The sequence below is a fragment of the Paractinoplanes bogorensis genome (assembly GCF_018829635.1).
GTDB classification, from domain to species: domain Bacteria; phylum Actinomycetota; class Actinomycetes; order Mycobacteriales; family Micromonosporaceae; genus Actinoplanes; species Actinoplanes bogorensis.
The window spans coordinates 352,763-371,793 of record NZ_JAHKKG010000011.1 but is presented as its reverse complement, the minus strand read 5'-3'; the positions used below and the strand labels follow the sequence as shown (position 1 = coordinate 371,793).

Genomic DNA, 19,031 nt, shown 5'->3' with positions numbered 1-19,031 from the left:
CCAGCAAAAGTTTTCAACAGTCAGACGAAACTCCGCCGTCACTGCGCGTGAGCGGAATGCATCATGCTTTGAAATGTGTCAATGCATGCAACACAAACGGCACCGAGCCGCGTCCTACACGACGAGCGCATTGACCGATCAGGACGTAGCAACATGACCACGGGAGTCGGGCATCACCGTGGGTGACTACCGCCGGTCTCTCTTCGCCCCCGAGGGGAGACCGGCGGTCCCGCGAGACGATCGATCGTCTCGCATATTGAGATCAAACGATGCTGACCTCGGCGTCGACCTGGCGGAGCGCATCGGTCAAAATCGACAAACCCTCGCGCGCCTCGTCCTCGGTCAGGGTCAGCGGCGGGCCCATCCGGAGCACGTTTCCGTAAAGGCCGCCCTTGCCGACGAGTAGACCGCCGGCCCGGCACTCGTCGAAGACCCGCGTCGTCGCGGCCGCGTCCGGCTCGGTGGTGCCCGGCCGCACGATCTCGATCCCGATCATCAGACCCTTGCCGCGCACCTCGCCGACCACCGGAAGGTCGAGCGCGCGCAGGCCGTCCAGCAGGATCGCCCCCGTACGGGAAGCATTGGCCTGAAGGTCGTGATCGAGCACGTAGTCGAGCACCGCGGCGCCGGCCGACATCGACAGTGGATTGCCGCCGAACGTCGAGAAGCTGATCGCGGGCACGGCGTTCATCACGTCGGCCCGCCCGATCACCCCGCCCAGCGCGAAGCCGTTGCCGATGCCCTTGGCAAAAGTGATCAGATCGGGCGTGACGCCGTGCGCCTGATAGCCCCAGAAATGCTCGCCGGTACGCCCCCAGCCGGTCTGCACCTCGTCGGCGATCAGCAGGATCCCGTGCTCGCCGAGCACCTTCTGATAGGCCCCGAGCAGCCCGTCCGGCCCGGCCACGAAGCCGCCCACCCCCTGGATCGGCTCGGCGATCAGCGCCGCCACGTCGCCCGCGGTCACCGTGGCCAGCACCTCGCGCAGGTCGTCGACCGCGGCGTCGAGGATGTCGCCCGGCGCCATCCCGGCCATCCGCCCGCGCAGCCGGTCCCCCGAGGCCAGCCACGAGACGTTCAGCGGACTCAGCGAGCTCGACGACCAGCTGCGGTGCCCGGTCACGGCCATGGTGGCGAAGGTGCGGCCGTGGTAGCTGTTCTTGATCGCCAGGATCTGGTTGGAGCGGCGCTGGTTGGCCGCCATCAGCAGCGCGGTCTCGTTGGCCTCGCTGCCCGAGTTGGTGAAGAACACGCGCGCGTCGGGGATGCCGGAGACGCGGGCGACCTTCTCGGCCAGCTCGACCTGCTGCCGGATCAGATAGAGCGTCGACGTGTGCACGACGCCGGTGGACAGCTGGCGCTGCACGGCCTCGTTGATCTCGGCGATGTCGTAGCCGATCATGTTGGTCAGCACGCCGCCGAAGAAGTCCAGATAGGTGCGGCCGTCGGCCCCGGTGACCCGGCGTCCCGACCCCGAGACGATCTCGAGAGCGTCGTCGCCGTAGTAGACCGGCATCCAACCCGGCATGACGGCGCGGTGGCGAGCCAGCAGGTCGGTCATGAAAGCCTCCCTAGTAGAAGATCAAGATCTTGATGTCCCGGCGGGGTGGTGGGTACGGACCGCCGCTCCCGCGGGGACCCGGGCGGATTCCGCTGGCCGCTGGCGCGTCCAGAACGCGAAAGCCACCCGGGCGACGTGAGTGAGTGGTTACGCCCAAGGTCATCGCCAGCCTCGCGGGTGCGGGCGCGTCCGGGGGCCGCTTCCGCGGGTTTCCAGCAATGCGGCGGAGGCCAGCACGTCGGCCAGGCCCTCGACATCCGACGCGACCAGCCCGGCCGTGACCCGCACGTGATCGCTGTCGAGCGGGGTCACACAGAACGGGGCGCCCGGAGACACGGCGATGCCGTGGGCGGCGAGCGCGACCATGGCGATCTGCTGGTCGTCGACGGCCATCCACAGGTTGATGCCGTCGGCCGCGGTCGCCGTCACCCCCCGATCGTGCAACGCGGTGAGCAAGGATGCGCGCCGAGACGCGTACAGGGAACGGGCCTTGTTGATTCCAGCGACGGCAACCGGGTCGGTGAGCAGGTCGAGCAGCACGCCCTGGAGCAGGCGGCTGGACCAGCCGGGACCGAGCAGGCGCCGATCGGCCACCGCGGCGATCACGCGAGCCGGACCGCCGACCGCCGCCAGCCGCAGGTCGGGCCCATGGCTCTTGGAGAAGCTGGCCACGTGCACCGTCCGGGACGGAAGAAACGCGCCCAGCGAAACCGGCGGGGCGGTGGCGATGTCACCGGCGTGGTCGTCCTCGACCACCAGCAAGTCGGGGAAGCCGCGCAGCACCGAAGCGAGCTCGGCCGCCCGCGTGCCGGTCATGCTGACGCCGGTCGGGTTGTGGGCGCGGGGCTGCAGGAAGACGGCGACGGCGGGATAGTCGGCCAGCACCCCGTGCAGCCGATCGGGGCGCATCCCGTACGCGTCCATCGGCACCCCGACCACGGTCGCCCCGACGGTCTGCAGCAGGTCGAGCAGCGGCGGGAAGGCCGGGTTCTCGACGACCACGTGGTCGCCGAAGCGCACCACCTCGCCGATGACGCGGTCGTGCGCGTCCAGAGCGCCGTCGACCACGGTCATCCGCTCGGGCGGGAACGGCCAGCGCTCGCGCAGCACCGTCTCGAGCCCCGGCAGCACCGGCGCGTCCAGGTAGCTCGTGGTCAGGCGCCCGTCGCCGATCCGCTTGAGCGCGTCGGTCAGATCGGGCAACAGGTCATGGTCCGGTACGCCGGTCGACAGATCTTGTGACACCGCGGCCACCGGATCGCCCAGTTGCGAGTAACGCCACCGCTGCCGGGGCAGCACGGGCACCGCGACGAACGTGCCCGACCGCCCGCGTGTCTGGATCGCCCCGGCCCGGGTCAGGCTGCGCCACGCCTCGCTGACCGTCGTCGGGCTGACCCCGAGCTCGCGCGCGACGTCGCGGACGGTCGGCAACCGGGTGCCGGCGGGCAGCTGCCCCGCGGTCACCAGACGGCTCACGGCCGCCGCGATGCCCCGGGCGCTGCGGTCGTCGACCGCCCCGGTGATCAGCGCGAGCAAATTACCTCTCCGAAACATTCCGTTACGTTCAGGCAATTGAACGCCTGAATCTGTGTCGTTAGTGTCCTACGGCATCTGAAGCCGACATTCAACCCCTAGCGCTGGGGCTATGACCGGGAGTAGACACACGATCACGGGCGCTCCACCGCGCCGCCGCAATACCGAAAGGGGCAGTCATGAGCGACATCGTTCGCGCCGCCCTCGTCCAGACAACGTGGACGGGCGATAAAGAATCGATGATCAAGGCGCACGAGGACTACGCCCGCGACGCCGCCGCCCAGGGGGCGAAGGTGATCTGCTTCCAGGAGCTGTTCTACGGCCCGTACTTCTGCCAGGTGCAGGACGCGGCCTACTACGAATACGCCGAGTCGATCCCCGGTCCGACCACCGAGCGCTTCCAGGCGCTGGCCGCCGAACTGGGCATGGTGATGGTCCTGCCCATGTACGAGAAGGAGCAGGAGGGCGTCCTCTACAACACCGCCGCCGTGGTCGACGCCGACGGCAAATATCTCGGCAAATACCGCAAGCACCACATCCCGCAGGTCAACGGCTTCTGGGAGAAGTTCTACTTCCGCCCCGGCAACCTCGGCTTCCCGGTCTTCGACACCGCGGTCGGCAAGGTCGGCGTCTACATCTGCTACGACCGGCACTTCCCCGAGGGCTGGCGCGAGCTGGGCCTGGGCGGCGCGCAGATCGTCTTCAACCCGTCGGCCACCAGCCGCGGCCTGTCCAGCTATCTGTGGCAGCTGGAGCAGCCGGCCAGCGCGGTCGCCAACGAGTACTTCATCGGCGCGATCAACCGGGTCGGCATCGAGCCGCTGGGCGACGACGACTTCTACGGGCAGAGCTACTTCGTCGACCCCGAGGGCAAGTTCGTCGGCGAGGTCGGTGACACCCACAACCCCGAGCTGATCGTACGAGACCTCGACCTCGGCCTGATCAAAACCGTGAGGGAACGGTGGCAGTTCTACCGCGACCGCCGCCCGGAGGCCTACACCCGGACGGTGGAGCTGTGAGCACCCTGATCAAGGGCGGGACGGTCATCGGCCCGACGGGCCCGTACGCGGCGGACGTGCTCGTCGACGGCGAGACGATCGCGGCCATCTTCGCCCCCGGTCGTGGCCCGGCCGAGGGACCCGACGTCATCGACGCGACCGGCAAGTACGTGATCCCGGGCGCGATCGACGCCCACACCCACATGCAGATGCCGTTCGGCGGCACCGAGGCCAGCGACACCTTCGACACCGGCACCCGGGCGGCGGCGATCGGCGGCACCACCACGATCATCGACTTCGCCATCCAGCGGTACGGCGAGGTGGTGCAGGACGGTCTGGCCGCGTGGCACGCCAAGACGGCCGGCCAGTGCCACATCGACTACGGCTTCCATATGATCGTCGGGGGCGTGGACGACGATTCGCTCAAGGCCATGGACCAGCTCGTGGCCAGTGAGGGCATCACCAGCTTCAAACTGTTCATGGCGTACCCGGGCGTCTTCTACTCGGACGACGGCCAGATCCTGCGCGCGATGCAGAAGGCCCGCGACAACGGCGCCCTGATCATGATGCACGCGGAGAACGGCCCGGCCATCGACGTGCTGGTCAAGCAGGCCCTCGAGCGCGGCGAGACCGACCCGATCTTCCACGGCATCACCCGGCCGCAGGAGCTCGAGGCCGAGGCCACCAGCCGGGCCATCTGGCTCGCCAGTGTGGCCGCCGACTGCCCGCTCTACATCGTGCACCTGAGCGCCTCCAAGGCCCTGGAACAGGTCAAGGCCGCCCGCGACCTGGGCCGCAACGTGTTCGCCGAGACCTGCCCGCAATACCTCTACCTGACGCTGGAGGACCAGCTCGGCGCGCCCGGCTTCGACGGCGCCAAGTGGGTCTGCTCCACTCCCCTGCGCAGCAAGCACGAGAACCACCGGGCCGACCTGTGGCAGGGCCTGCGCACCAACGACCTCTCCGTGGTCTCGACCGACCACTGTCCCTTCTGCATGAAGGACCAGAAGGAGATGGGGATCGGCGACTTCTCCAAGATCCCGAACGGCATCGGCAGCGTCGAGCACCGCGTCGACCTGCTCTACCAGGGCGTGGTCGACGGCAAGCTGTCGCTCGCGCGCTGGGTCGAGACGATCGCGACCACCCCGGCCCGGATGTTCGGCATGTACCCGCGCAAGGGCATCATCGCGCCCGGCTCGGACGCCGACATCGTGCTCTACGACCCGAACGGGCGCACCCGGATCAGCGTCGAGACGCACCACATGAACATGGACTACTCGGCCTGGGAGGGCTGGGAGATCGACGGCAAGGTCGACACGGTCCTGTCCCGGGGCGAGGTCATCGCGTCCGGCGGCGAATACACCGGTCGCGCCGGCCGCGGCAAGTACGTGCCGCGCGGCCTCTCCGACTACCTGGTCTGACGGGAGCACTGTGTCTGACCGCGGCGGAAAACCCCAGAATAAAAAAGGCACAATGGATATCGGTGTCGTGCTGCAGAACAACCCGCCCGCCCTCGAAGTGGTCGAGCTGGCCAAGATGGCGGAACAAAAGGGGTTCAGCCACGTCTGGACCTTCGACTCGCACGTGCTCTGGCAGGAGCCGTTCGTCATCTACTCCAAGATCCTGGACGAGACCGAACGGGTGATCGTCGGGCCGATGGTCACCAACCCGGGCACCCGGGACTGGACGGTCATCGCCTCGCTGTTCGCCACGCTCAACGAGATGTACGGCAACCGCACGATCTGCGGCATCGGCCGGGGCGACTCGGCGCTGCGGGTGCTCGGCGCGCCGCCGCAGAGCCTGGCCCAGCTGCGCGAGTCGATCGGGGTGATCCGCGGGCTGGCCAACGGCGAGAAGGTGCAACTGCGCGGCACCGAGCAGCAGTTCGCGTGGGCCCCGGACAGCCGTCTCGAGGTGTGGGTGGCCGCGTACGGGCCGAAGGCGCTGGCCCTGACCGGTGAGGTCGGCGACGGCTACATCCTGCAGCTGGCCGACCCGGACATCGCGGCCTGGATGATCGGGGCCGTGCGCCAGGCGGCCGAGCGGGCCGGCCGCGACCCGATGAGCATCAAGTTCTGTGTCGCCGCACCGGCCTACGTGGGCGACGACCTGGCCCACCAGCGGGAGCAGACCCGCTGGTTCGGCGGCATGGTCGGCAATCACGTGGCCGACATCGTGGCCCGCTACGGCGGCGACGGCACGGTCCCGCAGGTGCTGACCGACTACATCAAGGGCCGCGAGGGCTACGACTACGCCGAGCACGGGCGGGCGGGCAACACCCACACGACCTTCGTGCCGGACGAGGTGGTCGACCGCTTCTGCATCCTCGGGCCGGTCGAGAAGCACATCGAACGGCTCGAGGAGCTGAAGGCCCTGGGCGTCGACCAGTTCGCGGTCTATCTGCAGCACGACGCCAAAGAGGAGACCCTGCAGGCGTACGGGAAAAGCATCATCCCGGTGGTGTCGTGAAGAAGGTCGCGTATGTCCTCATCGGGCTGGCGGTCTTCGTCGTGCTCTGGGAGGGCTACAAGCTCGTCGGCAACCCGGAGGGGACGGTCGTTCTCGGCGTCCGGATCCTGCCGCGGGCGGACGACCTCTCCATGCCCCACCTGTGGACGGTGATCGAACGGCTGAGCCGCCCCGAGATGACGGGCGGCCGGCCGGTCTGGATCGTGGTGATCAGCGCGTGCCTGTTCACGCTGGGCATCACGGCCGCCGGGTTCGTCATCGGGGCGCTCGTGGGACTGCTGCTGGCGGTCGCGATGCAGCGCTTCCGGATTGTCGAGCGGGGCCTTCTGCCGTACGTGATCCTCTCGCAGACGGTGCCCCTGGTGGCGCTCGCCCCGCTGGTGGCCGGGTGGGGCGGCACGATCATGCCGGCCTGGATGACGGTCTCGGTGATCGCCGCCTATCTCGCCTTCTTCCCGGTCGCGGTGGGCATGCTGCGCGGCCTGCAGTCGCCCGGCTCGGCCGGTGTCGAGCTGATGCGCAGCTATGCCGCCGGGTGGTGGCGCACGCTGGTCAAGCTGCGGTTCCCGGCCTCGCTGCCCTACCTGTTCCCGGCGCTGCGCCTGGCCGGGGCGGCCGCGGTGGTCGGCGCGGTGGTCGGCGAGATCTCCACCGGCACCCGGGGCGGCATCGGCCGCCTGATCATCGAGTACTCGCGTGAGGCCACCTCGGACCCCGCCAAGGTCTACACCGCGATGCTCGGCGCCGCCCTGCTCGGCCTGGTCGTCGCCGGTCTTGTCAGCCTGCTGGAACTGCCGCTGATGCGGCACCGCCGCCACGTGGAGGTGGTGACACTGTGACTGCCGTTTCGGTCTCCTCGGTCAGCAAGATCTTCAACCAGGGGCGTACGGACGAGGTCGTCGCCCTGTCCGATATTGATCTTGAAATAAAAACAGGCGAGTTCGTGTCGCTGATCGGCCCGTCCGGGTGCGGCAAGAGCACCCTGTTGCGCCTGATCGCCGACCTGATCGCGCCCAGCACCGGCACGATCACGGTGGCCGGCAAGACGGCCGGGGCGGCGCGCAAGGAACAGGCGTACGGCATCGCCTTCCAGCAGGCCGGCCTGTTCGAATGGCGGACCGTGCTCAAGAACGTCGAGCTGCCCCTCGAACTGCGCGGGCTGTCGCGGGCCGAGCGCAAGGCCAAGGCGTCCGAGATGCTCGCGCTGGTCGGGCTCGAGGAGTTCGCCGGGCACTACCCGGCCCAGCTGTCCGGCGGCATGCAGCAGCGCGTCGCCATCGCGCGGGCCCTGGCCGTACAGCCGCCGCTGCTGCTGATGGACGAGCCGTTCGGGGCGCTCGACGAGATGACCCGCGAGCGGCTGCAGTCCGAGCTGCTCGCGATCTGCGCCAAGACCGGCACCAGCACGGTCTTCGTCACGCACTCGATCTCGGAAGCGGTGTTCCTCTCCAACCGGGTCGTGGTGATGTCGGCGCGGCCCGGGCGGATCACCGCGTCCATCGACATCTCCCTCGACAGCCGGGACGAGGCCGGGCGGCAGTCTCCGCACTATTTCGAGTGCGTCACGTCCGTGCGGCAGGCGCTGCGGGGTTCTCCCTTGAAGAGCGCCTCGTGAAGTGGGCGCGCGCCGTCCTCCCGCCCGTGGTCGTGGGCATCCTGGCCATCGTGCTCTGGGAGGTCACGGTGACGGCGGGCCGGATCGCGCCGTTCATTCTGCCCGCGCCGTCGGCGATCTGGGCCCAGTTCGTCGAGCAGCGCCAGAACATCTGGGAAGCGGCCCTGGCCAGCGGCACCAACGCGCTGATCGGGCTGATCGGCGGTTCGGTGGTGGCGGTGCTGGCGGCCATGGTGTCCAGCCGGTTCCGGCCGCTGTCCGAGGTGTCGATCCCGTTCGCGGCGGTGCTCAACGCGCTGCCGATCATCGCGCTGGCCCCGATCCTCAACAACATGTTCGAGTCGACCAGCAGCATCCCGCGCCGCCTGGTCGCCGCGATCATCGTGTTCTTCCCGGTCTTCATCAACACGCTGCGCGGCCTGCGCGAGGTCAGCCCGCTGCATCAGGAACTCATGCACACGTACGCGGCCAGTGGCTGGACCTTCGCCGTGAAGGTGCGCCTGCCCGGGTCGCTCCCCCACGTCTTCACCGGCCTGCGGCAGGCGTCGTCGCTGGCCGTCATCGCCGCGGTGGTCGCCGAGTATTTCGGTGGCCTGCAGAACGGGCTCGGCTCACGGATCACGTCGGCCGCCGCGTTCACCGCTTATCCCCGTGCCTGGGCCTTCGTGGTCGGCGCCTGCCTGCTCGGACTCGTCTTCTACCTCACCACGCTTCTGCTCGAACGGCTCGCCATGCCCTGGCGCAGCCGGTTGATCGCCTGATTTTTCAGCCCCCGAGGCAGCCCCCGAGGCGGAGCCCGCCCTCCCAGGGGGAAGCCCCCATCCCACACAGCCACCCTGTCAAATTTCGCGCGATCGTGCGGGAGCCCTGTGGACAACCGCCGATTGTGGACAACGCCCTTCTCGAAAACGGAGACCGCCATGCGACGAATCCGGATAGTCAGCGCCATCGCCGCCGCCACCCTCGTGCTGGCCGGCTGCGGCACCGCCGACCAGGACACCAGCACGCCCGCCCCGGGCGGCAGCGGCGGCACCCTCACGCCGGTCAAGCTGCAGCTGCAGTGGTTCTTCCAGGCCCAGTTCGCCGGCTACATCGCCGCCGTCGACCAGGGGTTCTACAAGGCCCAGGGCCTCGACGTGCAGCTGCTCGAGGGCGGCGTCGACATCGTCCCGCAGACCGTGCTGGCCCAGGGCAAGGCCGACTACGCGGTGGCCTGGGTACCCAAGGCGCTCGCCTCGCGTGAGCAGGGCGCGGGCATCACCGACGTCGGGCAGATCTTCGGACGCTCCGGCACCTACCAGGTGGCCTGGAAGGACAGCGGCATCACCAAGGCGGCCGACCTCAAGGGCAAGAAGGTCGGCAACTGGGGCTTCGGCAACGAGTTCGAGCTGTTCGCCGGCATGACCAAGGCCGGCCTCGACCCGGGCAAGGACGTCACCCTCGTGCAGCAGCAGTTCGACATGCAGGCGCTGCTCAAGAAGGAGATCGACGCCGCCCAGGCGATGAGCTACAACGAGTACGCCCAGCTGCTCGAGGCCAAGAACCCGGCCACCGGCAAGCTCTACACGGCCGACGACTTCTCGATCATCGACTGGAAGACCGAGGGTTCCTCGATGCTCCAGGACGCGGTGTGGGCCAACACCGAGAAGCTCAGCGACCCGGCCTACCAGCAGCAGACGGTGAAGTTCCTGACCGCCACCATCCAGGGCTGGGCGTTCTGCCGCGACAACGCCGAGAAGTGCCGTGACCTGGTGGTGGCCAAGGGCTCGAAGCTCGGCAAGAGCCACCAGCTGTGGCAGATGAACGAGGTCAACAAACTGATCTGGCCCGCCGCGGGCGGGGTCGGCGTGATCGACGACGCGGCCTGGAAGCAGACCGTGGACATCTCGATGACCACCAAGAACCAGACCGGCGACTCGGTGCTGACCAAGGCCCCCGAGGGCATGGCCTTCACCAACGACTACATCAACCAGGCGATCACCGCGGCCAAGGCGGCCGGGGTCGACGTGAACGGCACGTCGTTCGCGCCGGCCGAGGTGACCCTGACCGAGGGCGGCGCCTGACAACCAGCCCGGATGGTCTCTACAGCGGGACCATCCGGGCGGCCAGGGCGACCGCCATCAGGTCGCCGCCGCGCAGCTTCTGCGCCGCCGTCCGGGCGTTCATGCTCTCCAGCCGCTGCGCGGTCGCCTCGATCAGCGGAGCGTCGCCGTTCAGCATGCGGCGGGCGACCCGGGCCTGGGTGGCGCTCAGCTCGGCGTAGGCGCACTGGTCGAGCGCGGCGATCGTGGCCGCGTCGAGCCGGCCGGCCAGGGCCCGCTCGGTGACGATCTCGAGCAGCCAGGTCGGCCACCAGGCGTACTTCCCGACGGCCAGGCCGGACTGCACGGCCGCCCCCGGGTTCTGCCCGGCCCGCATCAGGCGCATGGCCAGCGCCATGTCGAACCGTTCCAGGCGCAGCGCGGCCACGAACGCCTCGAGCAGGGGCGCGGTGCCGATGAACTGCTCGGCCGCGGCCGCCGCGTCGGCGTACCGGCCCTGCAGGGCGTCGCAGAGGGCGTACGCCTCGTCGATGCCACCCTCGGCGGTCTCGCTGCGGTCCAGCCGCTCGACCGTCGCCACCAGCCGGTCGACCGCCTTGCCGGCCCGCTCGGACAGCTCGTCGTTGGCCGGCTTGTTGAGATGCCGCACCACCACGTCGGCCGCCAGCTCGGCCTCGCGGCGCAGCAGCCGGGACGTGATCTTCGGAATGATCGCGTCGGCCAGGCCCTCGGTGACCGAGGCGGCGTCGAAGCGGTCGGTGGCCTCGATCAGCTGCGCCCACCAGGATGCCGGACGGCCCCGCCCGGTCTGGCGGGGCACGCTGATCACCCGGGTGTTCATCACTGCGCACGCCCCATCGACGAGTTCGGATTCAGCATGCCCGCCTTGACCACGGTGCGGCTCAGCGGCCGGGTGAGCTCGGCCAGGCGCACACAGGCGTCGGTGCCGATGGCGTCGTAGGCCGGGTCGGCCATCCGGTCGGTGGCCGCCTCGACCTCGGCCCGCAACGCCCGGCCGGCGTCGGTGAGCCCGCCCTCGGCGTCGAGCAGCCCGCGCTCGCGCAGACCCTCGGCGGCCGTGGCCCACGCCTCGCGCCGCCAGCCCCGGCTGACCCGCAGGAAGCGCTCGTCCATGTCACCCGACGCCACGTGCAGCACGAGCGCCTCGGTGCCGCCGATTCCGGCCGCCAGCAGCGCCGCCACGTGCCCGTCGCCGCGGAACTCGCGCAACAGCGTCTGCGCGTGCCAGAGCACCAGGTGCGGCGGCTCGGGCCAGGGCAGCTCGGCGTGCGCGGCGAACAGCGGCCGGCCCTGCGGCCAGGCCGTCGCCGCCTCGGCCGCCCGGCGGGCCAGCCCGGCTGCCTCGGCCACCTCGGGCGAGGCCAGCACGTCGGCGCCGAGCCCACGGGTGAGTGCCGCGTCGGCGGCGGAGAGCCGCGCCTCGAGCATCGCGTCGGGGGTGGTGCTGTCCCAGGCCGCGGGCAGCGCCCGGGCGATCATCTCGGGGTTGAAGTTGTAGAAGGTGGCGGCCACGACGCCGGGCCCGCACTCGCCGAACACGGCGCCGCGGGAGGCGAAGTAGCCCTCCATCGGGCCGACGCCGAGCTCGGCGTAGCGCGCGGGCGCCTCGGGGACGAAATAGATCATGGCGTGGAGCGGCTCGGTCACGCGCCACGCCCGTCGCTGCGGCGACTCGCTCATCGAGATCCTCTCCTCAGGTCCAGGGCAGTTCGTCCGGCGCGTCGGCCACGATCGGGGCGGCCGAGTGCGGGGGCGGCGGCCGGTCGGCGACGGTGTGCCATGAGCCGCTCGTCCGGGCGGCGGGCCGGGTGACCATGTGCACCGGCAGCGGCGGTGCCGTGAACGGCCCGGCGCCCCAGCGCACCCAGATCGCGATCCGGCCGGCGGCCGCCTCGGCCAGCAGCTTGTCGACCGTGCGGGGCCGGTCGAGCCGGTCCACCTCGATCGCGATCGGCTGGCCGTCCGGGCGCGCACAGGCCACGTCGAGCACCGAGTGGCCGCGCAGGGGCGGCGGCAGCGGGAAGACGCTGGGCGCCCGGCGATAGACCCGCCAGCCCCGGCTCTCGCCCCAGCCGGTGATCGCCTCGATGATCCGCGCGGTCGCCTGGTCGTTGCTCAGCTCGGCGAAGTGGACCGACTCCAGCCACTCCCCGAGGGACCGGGCCGTGTCGGTGCCGTCGTCCGCTGTCTCCATCGCCAAACACTATCGACCCCGCCCGGCCGCGATCAGTTGCCGCTGACCGGCGAACATCTCGGTCATTCGCTCGGCGGGCATCGGGCGGGCCAGGTGGTAGCCCTGACCCAGGGTGTAGCCGAGCCGGAGCAGCCGGTCGGCCTGCTCCTGGCACTCGATGCCCTCGGCCACCGTGTCGAGCCCGAGGGCCCCGGCCAGCTGGGCGACGGCGTGCGCCACGGCCTGCCGGGCGTCGGCCTCCGGGGTGCCGGGCTCGTCCAGCTCGATGCCGTCCACGAAGGACTTGTCGAGCTTGATGATCGAGGCCGGGAACGCGCGGAGAAGGCTCAGCGAGGACTCGCCGGTGCCGAAGTCGTCCAGCGCCAGCCTTACGCCCATGTCGTGCAGCTCGTTCAGGGTGCGCAGGACCTGCTTGCCCCGCAGCACGGCCGACTCGGTCAGCTCGAGCACCAGGCGGTCGGCCGGCAGACCGGTCTCGGCCAGGATGGCCCGCACGTCGCTGACGAAGTCGGGATCGTGCAGCTGCCGGGCCGACACGTTGGGCCCGATCTTCTGCATCGACTCCGGCCCGAACTCGGCCAGCCACGCCGCCGCCTGCCGGCACGCCTCGCGCAGCACGAACCGGCCGAGCGGCACGATCAGCCCGGTGGCCTCGGCGGCCGGGATGAACTCGCTCGGCGGGATCAGCCCGCGGGTCGGGTGCTCCCAGCGGACCAGCGACTCGATGCCGACCACCTGGCCGGTCCGGAGCAGGCAGATCGGCTGGTAGTGCAGGCGGAACTCGCCCTCGTCGAGGGCCCGGCGCAGCTCGCCGCCGATCCGGGCGTGGGCCAGCACCGGCTGTTCCATGCCGTCGTGGTAGCGGACCCGGTTGTTCTTGCCGCGCTGCTTGGCCGCGTACATCGCGATGTCGGCGTGCCGCAGCAACTCGTCCACGCCGGCCGCCGAATCCGCGGAGGCGATGCCGATGCTGGCGTGCACCAGCAGCCGGTGGGCACCGACCGGGACGGCCAGCGCCCCGAGCACCCGGTCGGCGATCGTCTCGCCGACCACGCCGGGACTGGTCAGCAGCACGGCGAACTCGTCGCCGCCGAGCCGCGCGGCCATGCCGTCCGCGCCGGTCGCGGCCCGGATCGCGCCGGCCACGGCCAGCAGCAGGTCGTCGCCGGCCTCGTGGCCGAGCGAGTCGTTCACGGTCTTGAAGTCGTCGAGGTCGACCAGCAGCACGGTGGCGTCGCCGTCGGCCATCGCGGCCCCGGTGCGCTCGCGGAACAGGCCGCGGTTGGCCAGCCCGGTCAGGCCGTCGTGGGTGACCTCGTGGCGCAGGCGGTCCTCGGTGGCGTGCTTCTCGCGCATGAGGAGGCGATTTTCCCGGGTGGCGGCGAGCTGGCGCACCGCGATCAGCGCGGTGAGCAGCACGACGGCCAGGATGACGACCCGGTCCGACCATTCCAGTCCGTGCCGCAGCACGCCGAGCAGGGCGGCGTCGATGGCCAGCACCGAGACGTAGGGCAGCCACACGTTGACACGACGGCGGCGGGCGCCGGCCGAGCGCCACTGCTGGTGCACGGCGCCCGAGGCGAAGATGAAGGAGATCGGCATGGCGACCGACTGGGCCACCAGCGCGCCCTCGTCGCCGTAGAGGGCGAGGACGGCCACGGCGGTCGCGACCACGGCGGCGCCCGCGATGAGCCGCAGCGCCACCCGGTCGACCGGCCCGCCGACGATGTACGAGACCTTGACGATCGCGCCCAGGCCGAGCAGGAAGGTGAGCCCGGTCAGCGCGAGCGCCTGGTGGCTCCACGGGTCGGTGGCGGTGAACATCGGGGCCAGGCCGTACGTCCACATCAGGGCGCCGCCGCCGACGAACGCGATGGCCCGGTCGACCAGCTGCTTGCGGCGGTTCTGGGCGTCGGCGATGCCCAGGGGCACCCGGACGACGGCGTACGTGGAGACGAGCAGACCGGTCCCGGCCAGCACCGCGGTGGCCGGCGGCATGGTCGGCAGCGCGGGCATGACCAGGAAGGCCTCGACCGCCATGGCGCCGTACCCGACGGTCAGCAGGGCCAGGCCGATCAGGATGAGCCGCCAGAACCGGCGGGCGCCGGGCTCCAGGCCGGGGCCACGCAGCAGGGCGGCGACCGACCAGACGCCGGCCGCACCGCCGGCCGGCATGAACACGTAGGCGATGGCGTCCGGCCCGATGCGGGTCAGATACCAGAGCGCGCCGACCAGGGTGACGACGCTGGCGGCCAGGACGTACCGGATCGGCGCGCGCTGGTCGTTGGTCACCTTGGCTGAATCGGCAGCGCCGGGCGCCGAAGTAGGACTATTCACCGAGAGCCGGACCACGGTTCATCAGGAGTCTCCGTTCGGGTGTTCGCACCCCGGCCGCCGGAACGGCGACGCAGGATGGAGCGCATGGAGCGTAGCCGGGAGGACGAGGTTCGTGATCGGCTGGCCGATATCGCCGGCGACGATCCGTCGCCGGCCGAGCAGGCTCTGCTGGGCCGGCTGATCCGGTCGTTCCTGGGCAAGAATCCCGGCGGCGTCGACCAGCTCGCACAGCTGCTGCGCGGCGGCGACACCGGGCAGGTGCGCGAGCACGCCCACGCGTTGAAGGGTTCCGCCACCAACATCGGGGCGGACAGTCTGGCGCGGGTGTTCGCCGAGATCGAGCACGCCGCCCGCGACGGGCACGTGCCCGATCCCGACGTCACGCTGGGCCGGATCGCCACCGAGCAGGCCATGGTCTACCCGGTGCTGGAACGGATCGCGACGGAGGGCGACTAGAACCGCCTCGCTCCCGGCACGGCGAGCACGGGCTCGATGATCTCGATCATCCGGGCGAAGTTGTTGAGCCGGTCGAGCAGCAGCTCGGTCACGACCATGCCCCGGCCGATCAGCACCAGGCCGTTGGTGGCCACGATGTCCTCGGCGACCCGCATGCCGACCTCGAGGTCGACCACGCGCAGCCCGCGGACCTTCTCCTTGACCTGCACGACGCCCTTGACCCGGCGCAGCGCGGCCAGCACGAGCAGGGCGCTGTGGTCGCGGCACTCGAGCACCGTGATCGCGCTCTCCACCTCGAGGCCGCGGCTCTCCAGGGTCTCGAAGTCGATCGCCGTGCGGATCACGTCGACCGCGGCCTCGACCAGCGGGCTCGGGTGCGGCGGCGGGTTCAGGCCGAGCCCGCGGACGATCTCGATGACGTCGTCGAGCATCGGGATGCCCTTGAGCAGCTGCACGCCGACGCCCGGCATGGCGTTGACCATCGCCTGCTCCTCGTCGGTGCAGGGCAGGCCCTTGTCGAGCTTGGCCAGCACGCTCGGCGGCAGGGTGACCGCGCCCAGCTGGGAGGCCATGGCGGCGACCTCGATCTCCCACAGCGAGTCGAGCTGCATCTCGTGGCAGAGCTCGGAGACGAGCGTACGGATGCGGCCGGCCCGGGCGAAGGCGGGCGGGCTGGCCAGCTGGAGACAGCCGAACAGCGCCTGCAGGCTGGCCTTGAGCGTCTTGTCGAGCAGTTGGCGGTCGGCCGTCGAGCGGCCGTACAGCTCGACCGCGTCGCGGACGGTGCCACGCAGCGCGTCGGTCGAGACCGGCTTGGACAGGTAGCGGTAGACGCCGCCGTCGTTGATGGCCGCGATGGCCGAGTTCAGGTCGCTCTGCGCGGTGTGCAGCACCCGCGTCGTGTCCGGATATTCGAGCTGGACCCGCCGCAGCAGCTCCACCCCGTCCATCTCGGGCATGCGCAGGTCGCTGATGACGGCGGCGACCGGCCCCGACTCGGCCAGCAGGCGCAGCGCCTCGGCGCCGCTCTCGGCCACCAGCACCTTGTGGTCACGCCGCAGCTGGAGCGAGAGGGTCTCGAGGATGGCGGTCTCGTCGTCCACGAGCAGCACCGTCGGCCGCGTCGCCACGCCGTTCTCCGGCGCCAGCACGTTCGTCATACGTCTCCCCCGCCAACCGTCACTGAGTCGTCCCCCTACATGGGGTTAATCGGACGATTGAGGAAGTCGGCTAAGCGTTGTGCACGATCGGCAACCGGATCAGCACCGTCGTGCCGTGCGGCGGGTGACCACTGAGACGGATGGTGCCACCGTGCAACTGGACGATCGTCCGGGCCAGGCTGAGCCCCAGCCCTTTGCCGGCGATGCCCTGGTGACGCACGTTGCTGGCGCGGTAGAAGCGGTCGAACACGCGGTCGCGCTCCTCGGCCGGGGTGCCGATGCCGTGGTCGGCCACGATCAGTTCGGCCACGGCGGCCCGCTCGACCAGCTCGACCTCGACGTCCCCGCCGCGCGGGCTGTACTTGACGGCGTTGGCCAGCAGATCGTCGACCACCTGGCGCAGCCGCCGCGGGTCGCCCTGCATCGGCAACGGCTCCTCCCGCTCGCACAACAGCCGGACGCCGTTGGAGACCGCGTGCGGGCGGGCCGCGGCCAGGGCCGCGGCGACGATCTCGGCCAGGTCGACCGGCTCGGTGTGCAGCGCCACGTGGCCGGAGTCGAGACCGGCCAGGTCGAGCAGGGTCTCGACCACGGAGCGCAGGCTGGTGGCGTTGCGATGCACGGTCTCGACCATGGCCCGGCTCTCCTCGTCGAGCCCGGACTGCTCGTCGCCCAGCATCGACGCGCTGGCCACGATCGAGGTCAGCGGCGTGCGCATCTCGTGGCTGACCAGCGCGATGAAGTCGTCCTTGGCCCGGGCCAGCTGCCGGGCCAGCGCCTCGGCCCGGCGCAGCGCGACGTAGACCCCGATCCGCGCGCCCACCCCGTCGAGCAGCAGGGCGAGCAGGTCCTCGTGCGGCTCCGGGGCGGACGCGTAGCAGGTCAGCACCCCGAGCACGGTGTCGGCGTCGCGCACCGGGACGGCCAGCACGGTCCGCAGCCCGGCCCGCAGGCAGGCGGCCGCCCGCTCGCGCTCGAACGGGCTGCGCAGGGTGGCCGAGTCGGCGATGTCGGGCACCCAGAGCGGTTTGCCGGTGGCCCAGACCCGCCCGGTGATCCCGATGCCCTTGACCGGCGCGAAGGTCAGCACGTCGTCCAGGCCGCTGCCGGGCGCGCACCAGCGTCCGCCGATGCTCAGCTCGCCCGTGTCCTCGTCGGCCAGCCACAGCTCGGCCGCGGGCCAGCCCAGCGTGGCGCCGAGCGCGGCCAGCACGCCGGGTGCCGCCGCCGCGGCCGACTCGGCCCCGCGCAGCGCCTCCTCGACCGCCCGGTGGCAGTCCCGGAACCGCTCGGCCCGGCGCAGCGCGGTGACCTCGCGGGCGACCGCCACCGCGCCGAGGTGGTGGCCGTCGTCGGAGATGATCGGCTGGGCGGTCGCCGTGATGATCCGCTCGCGGCGCCCCTGCACCCGGACCAGCAGATCGGTGTCGACCCGTTCGCCGCGCGCGGCCCGCTGGATGGGCGACTCGCGCCACGGCACGGCCTGGCCGTCGAGGTCGAACAGGGCCCCGGTGGCCCGGGTCGGGTAGAGCCTCGGGGCGGCGTCGGGCGGCAGGCCGATGAGCTCGCGGACCGAGCGGTTGACCACGGCGATGTCACCGTCGGTGTCGCAGGCGATGACGCCGACCGGGAGGTTGTCGATCAGCGCCGACAGATACGAGGCGCCGGCGCCGGGCCGGGCCAGCGCGGTGAGCTCGGTCAGGATGCGGGCGTTCCCGGCGGTCCATCGGCGCGGGCCCGGATCGAGCACGGCCAGCGCGCCGACCGGGAGCCCGGTGTCGCCGAGCACCGGCACGGCGAGGAAGGACGGCGCCTCCTCGCGTTGCACCGGGGCCCCGGCCGAGACGGCCCAGCGGGCGAGGTCGGCGTCGAGCGGGCCGCGGCCGCCGGCCAGCAGCACGCCCTCGCGGTCGACCAGGGTGAGCTGGGCCTCGGGCGCCTCGAGCAGGCGGGCGGCCAGGTCGGCCAGGGCACCGGGAGCGAGCGGAAGGGCCGGGAGAGCGTGCTTCGCCGTACGGACCGCGCCGAGACGGTCCGGGTCGGCCAGGACGGCCTCGTCGACGATGACCATGCGTTGCCCGCTCTTGCGCTCGGCCGACCGCCCGCGAACGCGAGCTTGCGCTATTTATACCCTAGGTCCGCATTTGCATGCATCATGACAATCAAGCCGACACCGGCCATCGCGCCGGGCAGGCGCTGTCCGCCCCCTGATGACCGTGCGGGCCGAGCTCGGCCATCTCGTTGATGACTTCACGGAGCTTGTCGTTCGGGCAGGGCTTGAGCAGCACCACGCAGACCCCGGCTGCGGTCGGGGCGCCGTCACCCGGGTGCAGGTGACCGCTCAGCATGACGATCGGGGTGTCCCGCAGGTCCGGATGTTCGCGGATCGCCGTGGTCAGCTCGAGCCCGTCCATCCGCGGCATCCCGAGATCGGTCAGCACCACGTCGGGCCGGTTCGCCACCGCGAGCTCGAACGCGCGCTGCCCGTCGGGCGCGTGCAGCACCGTGTAGCCGGCCCGCTTGAGCAGGCGGGTCAGGATCAGGGCGATGTCTTCATCGTCCTCGGCGATCAGTACTACCGGCATCTTCGCTCCGCAGGTCCGGGGGCACTTCTGCTCAGCATGCGCGCCGAAAGTCCTAGATGT

Annotated in this window: 17 protein-coding genes; 8 read left to right on the top strand and 9 right to left on the bottom strand. The window is 70.9% G+C overall.

Annotated features, from left to right (window positions below; translation table 11 throughout):
- Positions 1-262: 262 nt before the first annotated feature.
- A complete protein-coding gene (locus KOI35_RS33655; protein ID WP_215792725.1) occupies positions 263-1,561 on the bottom strand; it encodes an aspartate aminotransferase family protein in 1,299 nt (432 codons plus the stop codon).
- Between the two features lie 159 nt (positions 1,562-1,720).
- Positions 1,721-3,097 carry an aminotransferase-like domain-containing protein gene (locus tag KOI35_RS33650; protein WP_215792724.1) on the bottom strand — a complete coding sequence of 459 codons (1,377 nt, stop codon included), beginning with the start codon at positions 3,095-3,097 and terminating at the stop codon, positions 1,721-1,723.
- Positions 3,098-3,273: 176 nt separating this feature from the next.
- On the opposite strand from KOI35_RS33650, the gene KOI35_RS33645 reads away from it, so the two are divergent.
- The 7 genes from KOI35_RS33645 (at position 3,274) to KOI35_RS33615 (ending at position 10,239) form a co-directional block, all read left to right on the top strand.
- Positions 3,274-4,113 (top strand): nitrilase-related carbon-nitrogen hydrolase, encoded by an 840-nt coding sequence (locus KOI35_RS33645; RefSeq protein WP_215792723.1) that lies wholly within the window; start codon positions 3,274-3,276, stop codon positions 4,111-4,113.
- Positions 4,110-5,513, top strand: coding sequence for a dihydropyrimidinase (gene hydA, locus KOI35_RS33640; protein WP_215792722.1), 1,404 nt, complete (start codon positions 4,110-4,112; stop codon positions 5,511-5,513). The genes KOI35_RS33645 and hydA overlap by 4 nt, the downstream gene beginning before the upstream one ends.
- A gap of 52 nt (positions 5,514-5,565) precedes the next feature.
- On the top strand, positions 5,566-6,561 hold the full coding sequence (locus tag KOI35_RS33635; RefSeq protein WP_215792721.1) for a TIGR03842 family LLM class F420-dependent oxidoreductase: 996 nt from the start codon (positions 5,566-5,568) through the stop codon (positions 6,559-6,561).
- Positions 6,558-7,400 carry an ABC transporter permease gene (locus KOI35_RS33630; protein WP_215792720.1) on the top strand — a complete coding sequence of 281 codons (843 nt, stop codon included), beginning with the start codon at positions 6,558-6,560 and terminating at the stop codon, positions 7,398-7,400. Before KOI35_RS33635 ends, KOI35_RS33630 begins: the two co-directional genes overlap by 4 nt.
- Positions 7,397-8,176 carry an ABC transporter ATP-binding protein gene (locus KOI35_RS33625; RefSeq protein WP_215792719.1) on the top strand — a complete coding sequence of 260 codons (780 nt, stop codon included), beginning with the start codon at positions 7,397-7,399 and terminating at the stop codon, positions 8,174-8,176. Before KOI35_RS33630 ends, KOI35_RS33625 begins: the two co-directional genes overlap by 4 nt.
- Positions 8,173-8,937 (top strand): ABC transporter permease, encoded by a 765-nt coding sequence (locus KOI35_RS33620; RefSeq protein ID WP_308121264.1) that lies wholly within the window; start codon positions 8,173-8,175, stop codon positions 8,935-8,937. The genes KOI35_RS33625 and KOI35_RS33620 overlap by 4 nt, the downstream gene beginning before the upstream one ends.
- Before the next feature lie 159 nt (positions 8,938-9,096).
- The gene (locus KOI35_RS33615) at positions 9,097-10,239 is read left to right on the top strand and encodes an ABC transporter substrate-binding protein (RefSeq protein WP_215792718.1); all 1,143 of its coding nucleotides are present in this window, start codon (positions 9,097-9,099) and stop codon (positions 10,237-10,239) included.
- A 19-nt stretch (positions 10,240-10,258) separates the two neighbouring features.
- Here the strand turns inward: KOI35_RS33615 and KOI35_RS33610 are convergent, their stop codons facing one another.
- Genes KOI35_RS33610 through KOI35_RS33595 form a run of 4 tightly spaced genes read right to left on the bottom strand, consistent with a single transcriptional unit; the run spans position 10,259 to position 14,725 of the window.
- Positions 10,259-11,059, bottom strand: coding sequence for a hypothetical protein (locus KOI35_RS33610; protein WP_215792717.1), 801 nt, complete (start codon positions 11,057-11,059; stop codon positions 10,259-10,261).
- The gene (locus KOI35_RS33605; protein ID WP_215792716.1) at positions 11,059-11,919 is read right to left on the bottom strand and encodes an SCO6745 family protein; all 861 of its coding nucleotides are present in this window, start codon (positions 11,917-11,919) and stop codon (positions 11,059-11,061) included. The genes KOI35_RS33610 and KOI35_RS33605 overlap by 1 nt, the downstream gene beginning before the upstream one ends.
- A 13-nt stretch (positions 11,920-11,932) precedes the next feature.
- Positions 11,933-12,433, bottom strand: coding sequence for a hypothetical protein (locus KOI35_RS33600; RefSeq protein ID WP_215792715.1), 501 nt, complete (start codon positions 12,431-12,433; stop codon positions 11,933-11,935).
- 9 nt (positions 12,434-12,442) lie between these two features.
- Positions 12,443-14,725 carry a putative bifunctional diguanylate cyclase/phosphodiesterase gene (locus KOI35_RS33595; protein ID WP_308121262.1) on the bottom strand — a complete coding sequence of 761 codons (2,283 nt, stop codon included), beginning with the start codon at positions 14,723-14,725 and terminating at the stop codon, positions 12,443-12,445.
- 129 nt (positions 14,726-14,854) lie between these two features.
- On the opposite strand from KOI35_RS33595, the gene KOI35_RS33590 reads away from it, so the two are divergent.
- Positions 14,855-15,226, top strand: a complete 372-nt coding sequence (locus KOI35_RS33590; protein ID WP_215792713.1) for an Hpt domain-containing protein — start codon at positions 14,855-14,857, stop codon at positions 15,224-15,226.
- Here the strand turns inward: KOI35_RS33590 and KOI35_RS33585 are convergent.
- From KOI35_RS33585 to KOI35_RS33575, 3 genes are all read right to left on the bottom strand, one after another.
- Entirely contained in the window at positions 15,223-16,386 is a 1,164-nt protein-coding gene (locus tag KOI35_RS33585; protein WP_246614158.1) for a response regulator, read from the bottom strand. The two genes, KOI35_RS33590 and KOI35_RS33585, sit on opposite strands and share 4 nt — an antisense overlap.
- A 70-nt stretch (positions 16,387-16,456) precedes the next feature.
- Positions 16,457-18,457 (bottom strand): sensor histidine kinase, encoded by a 2,001-nt coding sequence (locus KOI35_RS33580; protein ID WP_215792712.1) that lies wholly within the window; start codon positions 18,455-18,457, stop codon positions 16,457-16,459.
- A 91-nt stretch (positions 18,458-18,548) separates the two neighbouring features.
- Positions 18,549-18,971, bottom strand: a complete 423-nt coding sequence (locus KOI35_RS33575) for a response regulator (RefSeq protein WP_215792711.1) — start codon at positions 18,969-18,971, stop codon at positions 18,549-18,551.
- Between the last annotated feature and the right edge of the window lie 60 nt (positions 18,972-19,031).

Excerpts from the sequence above, each read along its gene's own strand:
- KOI35_RS33600 (WP_215792715.1), bottom strand. The coding sequence starts at position 12,433 with ATGGAGACAGCGGACGACGGCACCGACACGGCCCGGTCCCTCGGGGAG.
- KOI35_RS33605 (WP_215792716.1), bottom strand. The coding sequence starts at position 11,919 with ATGAGCGAGTCGCCGCAGCGACGGGCGTGGCGCGTGACCGAGCCGCTC.
- KOI35_RS33610 (WP_215792717.1), bottom strand. The coding sequence starts at position 11,059 with ATGAACACCCGGGTGATCAGCGTGCCCCGCCAGACCGGGCGGGGCCGT.
- KOI35_RS33585 (WP_246614158.1), bottom strand. The coding sequence starts at position 16,386 with ATGACGAACGTGCTGGCGCCGGAGAACGGCGTGGCGACGCGGCCGACG.
- KOI35_RS33615 (WP_215792718.1), top strand. The coding sequence starts at position 9,097 with ATGCGACGAATCCGGATAGTCAGCGCCATCGCCGCCGCCACCCTCGTG.
- KOI35_RS33645 (WP_215792723.1), top strand. The coding sequence starts at position 3,274 with ATGAGCGACATCGTTCGCGCCGCCCTCGTCCAGACAACGTGGACGGGC.
- KOI35_RS33590 (WP_215792713.1), top strand. The coding sequence starts at position 14,855 with ATGGAGCGTAGCCGGGAGGACGAGGTTCGTGATCGGCTGGCCGATATC.
- KOI35_RS33655 (WP_215792725.1), bottom strand. The coding sequence starts at position 1,561 with ATGACCGACCTGCTGGCTCGCCACCGCGCCGTCATGCCGGGTTGGATG.
- KOI35_RS33635 (WP_215792721.1), top strand. The coding sequence starts at position 5,566 with ATGGATATCGGTGTCGTGCTGCAGAACAACCCGCCCGCCCTCGAAGTG.
- KOI35_RS33575 (WP_215792711.1), bottom strand. The coding sequence starts at position 18,971 with ATGCCGGTAGTACTGATCGCCGAGGACGATGAAGACATCGCCCTGATC.
- KOI35_RS33580 (WP_215792712.1), bottom strand. The coding sequence starts at position 18,457 with ATGGTCATCGTCGACGAGGCCGTCCTGGCCGACCCGGACCGTCTCGGC.